Here is a 5844-nt window from a genome sequence, read left to right as displayed (position 1 = left end):
CAGCGGCGCGCCGGCGGCGGGGGCCGGCACGAGCAGGCCGGCCGCAGTAACACAGGCAAAGCCGGCCGCCACCAGTGCCACCAGCAGTGCCTGGGTCAGGAAACCCAGCCTGACATGCACGAGGTTAAGCGCGGTGAGCGCCGCCACGATCGCCAGCGCCAGCACGGTGCGCCCGGCATGGCCCAGCGGCCACAGCGCGCTGGCATAGTCGGCCAACAGATGCGCCATCAGCGCGATCCAGCCGGTGTGCATGATGGCAAAGCGCGACCAGGCATAGAGCGCGGCCACGCGGCCGCCCCAGGCCCGGCGCAGGAAACTGTATTCGCCGCCCGAATCCGGAAAGGCCGCCGCCATTTCGACATAGCATAGCGCGCCCACCATGGTGACCAGCGCGCCGGCTACCCACAGCAGCAGCACATGCCCGCCCGGCGCATTGGCCGCCACGGTGGGCGCGGTCTTGAGGCTGTCGGTCGACATGACCATGCCCAGCGCCACCAGCATGGCGTGGCCGACGTGGAGATGGGCGCGTGGGCCAGAAGTGGAACGGCCGGAAGTAAGGGGGCCGGAAGGGGGCAGATCGGTCAAGCAGGCACTTTCCGCAGGCTGGGGGCCACGAGCAGCGCACCTAGTGCGCGATTGCCACAGTCCGTGCAAGGATTGGCATGTTTTGAACTGCTCATTTGACCGAATAATACTCAAGTCATTAGGTGGATTTTTCCGACGTCCAACCGATCCGGGGTTTTCGTGGCACTTTCCGTCGTTTCCTATCGCGCGCCGCTGCGTTTGGCGCTGGTTTCCCTTGGCCTCTCGGCCAGCAGCATGGCGCTGGCCGCGCCCCAGGCACCGGCACCGGCCGCCGATGCGCCGGCTGCCGACATCGGCACCAGCGGCGATGCCATCATCGTCACCGGCACGCGCGAAAGCGGCCGCCTGGCCCGGCAGAGCGCCACCCCGATCGACGTGGTCAAGGCCGATACCCTGACGGCCACGGGCCAGTCCAACCTGGTCGATTCGCTGCGCAGCGTGCTGCCTTCGTTCAATGCCCCGGCCGTGGGCTATGACGTGGGCGCCCTGGCGCGCACCTTTGCGCTGCGCGGCCTTTCGCCCAGCCAGACGCTGATCCTGGTCAACGGCAAGCGCCGGCACCTGTCATCCAGCATCTATGCCGACAGCGATCCCTCGCAGGGCTCCAATGTCGTCGATCTCGATATGATCCCGCTGGCCGCCGTGGGCCGGGTGGAAGTGCTGCGCGATGGCGCGGCGGCGCAATATGGGTCTGACGCGATTGCCGGGGTGATCAACGTCATCCTCAAGGACGATGCCAATTCGGGCGGCGTTTCGGTGCAGGGCGGCAAGTATTATGCCGGCGATGGCACCTCGATCCAGGCCAATGCCGACAAGGGCGTCGCCCTCAAGGATGGCGGCGTGCTGCATCTGTCGGCCGGCTATCGCTATCAGGATTTCACCAACCGCAGCGGCGACAGCGGCGGCGTGCAGCCGGCCAAGGTGCAGGGCATGCCGCGCTCGGTCGTGGTCAGCGGCGGCTATGACTATACCCGCCCGCTGGGCGAAACCCTCGATTTCTACAGCTTTGGCACTTATGCCTGGCGCAAGGCACGGGCCAATGAAAACCCGCGCCAGCCCGGCTGGTTTTCCGATGCGGTCGATGCGCTCTATCCCCAGGGCTTCACCCCGCAGGAAACGCTGAACGAACACGATTTCAGCGTGACCGGCGGCATCAAGAGCCATGGCGACTGGGCGGTGGACCTGTCGTCCACCTATGGCCGCGACACGGTCAAGCTGCGCAATATCAGCACGATCAACCCCGATCTGCTGGCCGACACCGGCAATGCCCAGACCGATTTCAACGTCGGCGGCTTTGCAGCGTCGGAATGGACCAGCAACCTCGATGTGAAGCACCAGTTCGACCTGGGCCTGGCCGGTCCGGCCACTTTCGCGTTCGGCGCGGAAAACCGCTATGAAACCTATGAGATCCGCGCCGGGGAGCCGACGTCGTACTACAGCGGCGGGCCTCAGGCGTTTCCGGGCTTCCGCCCCAGCGACGCGGCCAACGTGCACCGCAACAGCGTGGCCGGCTATGCCGACCTGACGCTGCGCCCGGTCAAGGCGTGGGAGCTTTCGGGCGCGGTGCGCTGGGAGCATTACAACGGCGTGGGCAGCCGCCTCAACGGCAAGCTCGCCAGCCGCTATGACGTGACTGACCGCTTTGCCCTGCGCGGCAGTGTCAGCACCGGGTTCCACGCGCCAACCCTGGCGCAGCAGAACTATTCGGCCACCACGGTCACCACCGGCTATGCCTCGATCCAGCTGCCGCTCGGCTCGCCCGGCGCCAACCTGCTGGGCGCGCCCGCGCTCAAGCCGGAAACCTCCACCAGCGCCAGCCTGGGCTTCGTGGCAGAGCCGGTGCATGGCCTGTCGATCACGGTCGATGCCTATCGCATCGATGTGAAGAACCGGATCATCGAAAGCGCCTATCTCTATGGCGATCTGGCCCAGGCCGCGATCGCCGCCAACGGCACCACGATCCCCGCCGGGCTCGATCCGGGCAATGTCAGCGCGGTGTTCTTCACCAATGGCGTCGATACCCGCACGCAGGGTGTGGACATGACCGCCAGCTGGGTGATGCCGGCCGGCGCGCTGGGCACGATCCGCTGGGATGCGGGGCTGGCTTACGTGGATACCACGATCCGCCGCGTGCATGCCGCGCCCGCCGTTCTGGCCGATGCCGGTCTGGCACTGGTCGATGCGGTGCAGCGCACCAATCTCACCACCGCCACGCCTTCGTGGAAAGCCTCGCTGGCGGCGGCATGGAGCAGCGGTCCGTTGGATCTTACGCTGCGCAACACGTTCTACAGCAATGCGCGCCAGGCCCAGGGCTATGCCGAGCCCTATTACATCATCGATACCGGTGCGCGCGTGATCACCGATCTCGACATCGGCTATCGCGTCACGCCGCAGGTGCGCCTGGGCGTGGGCGCCAACAACCTGTTCGACGTGCATCCGCGCATGATCCCCACCGCGATCGGCCAGGCGCTCAACTACGATCGCTATTCCCACGTGGCGCCCTATGGCATCAACGGCGGATCGTATTACCTGCGCCTGACGGTGAACCTGTGAGCCTGGTCATTCTCGATGGCGGCACGGGCCGCGAGCTGGCGCGCTGCGGCGCGCCGTTCCGCCAGCCCGAATGGTCGGCCCTGGCGCTGATCGAGGCGCCTGAGTTCGTGACCCAGGTGCATCAGCGCTATGTCGATGCCGGGGCCGATGTGATCACCACCAACAGCTATGCCGTGGTGCCGTTTCACATCGGGCAGGACCGCTTCGATGCCCATGGCGCGCAGTGGGCGGCACTGGCCGGGCGCCTGGCGCGCGAGGTGGCCGATGCCGCGGCGCGTGGCGTGAAGGTGGCCGGATCGCTGCCCCCGGTCTCGGGGTCTTATCGCCCCGACCTGATCGACCTGGAACGCAGCCGCGCGGTGCTGTCGGTCTTGGTCACGGCGCTGGCGCCGCATGTCGATCACTGGCAGGCCGAAACCCTTTCCGCGATTGCCGAGGCGGAACTGGTCGCCGATCTGATCGCACCCACGGGCAAGCCGCTGTGGCTCTCGTTCACCCTGGCCGATGAAGACCCGGCCGCAGCCCCGCAGCTGCGCTCGGGCGAAAGCGTGGCGGATGCGGCAGCTGCTGCCCTGCGGCTGGGCGCACAGGCGCTGCTGTTCAATTGCAGCCAGCCGGAAGTGATGGCTGCCGCCGTGGCCCAGGCCAAGGCCGCCTTGGCCGGCAGCGGGGTGGCGATCGGCGTCTATGCCAATGCCTTTCCCCCGCAGGGCGCCGATGCCGAAGCCAACAATGGCCTCAGCCCCATTCGCGCCGATCTCACGCCCCAGGGCTATGCCGCCTTTGCCCGCGCCTGGGCGGCCGAGGGCGCCACGATCCTGGGCGGATGCTGCGGCATCGGGCCCGAACACATCGCCGTGCTGCGCAGCGAACTGGGCTAACCTGCCCGGCGGTTACCCAGCAGAGCGAGGGCGCGTCAGGCCCCCGCCTGCCCGCGCGGATAGGCGATGATCGACAGATAGCGGATCGTGCCCGGCCCCATGGTTTCCGGACCATGCTGGGCCTGGCTGTCGAACAGCAGCGTGTCGCCGGGCTTGAGGTCATAGCGCCGGTCGCCATGGCGATAGGACAGTTCGCCTTCCAGCACGTGGATCAGTTCGGTGCCGGCGTGGGAAAAGCTGGTATAGGGGCTGGCCCGGTCCGACAGCGTGATCAGGTAGGGTTCGATGACCAGGTCGCCGCGCATCAGGTGGCCCAGCAATTGATAGACGTGGCCCGATTTGGTGCCGCGCCGATCGATCTTCACGCCTTCGCCTGCCGCCACGAACGAGCAGTCCTGCCGCTCTTCGGCCAGGGCGAACAGCGACGAGATCGGCGCGCTGAGCGCCTGGGCCAGCGAGTGGATCGAGGTGAGCGAGGCGGAAATCTGCCCGTTCTCGATCTTTGAGAGCATGCCGGTGGAAAGCCCGGCAGCGGTGGCCAGATCGGCCACCGACAGATCCTGCTGGCGGCGCAACTGGCGCACACGCAGGCCCAGCGCCTTTTCCAGCGCGCGCGGATCGTTGCTGGGGGCGCCCGATCCGGTGGTCAATTGTTCGATAACTGCTTCTGAAGGCTCTGCCTGTTCGGCTTTTGCGCGCTTGGCCATATCGTCTCCTGCTGGCCCTGCATGGAACGGCGGCACGGCAAATTCAAGCTTGGCAGCCCGGGTGACGGGCCACCTTTTGACAAGGGGCGGTGCATCGGCGCATGAGCGGCGCCATGCACCTTGCCCACTTCGATATCGCCCGGTTCCTCGCCACTGCCTGGCAAAAGCAGCCCATGCTGATCCGCAATCCGTGGGGGGCGTGGCACAATCCGCTCGATCCCGACGAACTGGCCGGCCTGGCCTGCGAAACCGGGGTGGAATCGCGCCTGATCGTGCGCGGCGCGGGCGGGCCGGTGCTGGAACACGGGCCCTTGCCCGAAGACCGCTTTGCCAGCCTGGGCGCCGATCCCTGGACGCTGCTGGTCCAGGCGGTGGACCAGCAGGTGCCGCAGGTGGCCGATCTGATCGCGCCGTTCCGCTTCGTGCCCGATTGGCGGATCGATGACGTGATGATCAGCTATGCCACCGACGGCGCGGGGGTGGGGCCGCATTTCGACCAGTATGACGTGTTCCTGATCCAGGGGCTGGGCCGGCGGCGCTGGCGCGTGGGTCCGCGCTGCGATGCCGCCACACCGCGCCAGCAGCATGCCGATCTTGCCCTGATCGACGATTTTGCCGCCACTGGCGATTGGGTGCTGGAACCGGGCGACATTCTCTATGTCCCGCCCGGCTTTGCCCACGATGGCGTGGCGCTGGGCGATGATTGCATGACCTATTCGATCGGGTTTCGCGCCCCCTCGCGCGCCGAACTGGTGGAGGGCTGGGGCGCCCATGTGGCCGACCAACTGGAAGCGGCGCCCGATCACGAGGCCGATCGCTATGCCGATCCCGATCTCGTCCTGCAGGATCACCCCGGAGAGATCACCCCGGCCGCGCTCGACCGGCTGCACGCCATGACGCTGGAAGCGCTGGGCGATCGCGCGGCCTTTGCCCGCTGGTTTGGCCAGATGAACACCCAGGCCAAATACGCCGATACCGACTGGCGCCCCGAAACGGCGGCAGACCCGGCCGATGTCGCCGCGCTGCTGGCGCAGGGCGTGGCGCTGCGCCGCAACCCGGCCCACCGCCTGGCCTATATCCGCGAGGGGGCCGGCACGCTGCTGTTTGCCGATGGCCAG

General features: G+C 67.4%; 5 protein-coding genes. 3 read left to right on the top strand and 2 right to left on the bottom strand.

Going from position 1 to position 5844, the window contains the following annotated elements; all coding sequences use genetic code 11:
• A partial coding sequence (locus tag H926_RS25840; RefSeq protein ID WP_237740981.1) for an amino acid permease occupies positions 1 to 585 on the bottom strand: 585 nt, incomplete at its 3' end.
• Positions 586 to 744: 159 nt separating this feature from the next.
• Between H926_RS25840 and H926_RS0105680 the strand changes: the two genes are divergently transcribed.
• Both H926_RS0105680 and H926_RS0105675 read left to right on the top strand, forming a co-directional pair.
• Positions 745 to 3138, top strand: coding sequence for a TonB-dependent siderophore receptor (locus H926_RS0105680; RefSeq protein ID WP_022675449.1), 2394 nt, complete (start codon positions 745 to 747; stop codon positions 3136 to 3138).
• Entirely contained in the window at positions 3135 to 4019 is an 885-nt protein-coding gene (locus H926_RS0105675; protein WP_022675448.1) for a homocysteine S-methyltransferase family protein, read from the top strand. The genes H926_RS0105680 and H926_RS0105675 overlap by 4 nt, the downstream gene beginning before the upstream one ends.
• A gap of 35 nt (positions 4020 to 4054) precedes the next feature.
• Here the strand turns inward: H926_RS0105675 and H926_RS25835 are convergent, their stop codons facing one another.
• Positions 4055 to 4726: an XRE family transcriptional regulator gene (locus tag H926_RS25835; protein ID WP_022675447.1), complete on the bottom strand. Its 672-nt coding sequence runs from the start codon at positions 4724 to 4726 to the stop codon at positions 4055 to 4057.
• A gap of 113 nt (positions 4727 to 4839) precedes the next feature.
• On the opposite strand from H926_RS25835, the gene H926_RS0105665 reads away from it, so the two are divergent.
• Positions 4840 to 5844: cupin domain-containing protein (locus H926_RS0105665; protein WP_028657639.1), on the top strand; the 1005-nt coding region annotated here is incomplete at its 3' end.

It is taken from the genome of Novosphingobium sp. B-7 (assembly GCF_000410615.1).
GTDB lineage: Bacteria > Pseudomonadota > Alphaproteobacteria > Sphingomonadales > Sphingomonadaceae > Novosphingobium > Novosphingobium capsulatum.
Note: the sequence above shows the minus strand (reverse complement) of the source record. Positions and strands in the feature narration are given on the sequence as shown.

Coding starts and splice junctions, on each gene's coding strand:
- H926_RS25835 (WP_022675447.1), bottom strand. CDS start 4,726: ATGGCCAAGCGCGCAAAAGCCGAACAGGCAGAGCCTTCAGAAGCAGTT.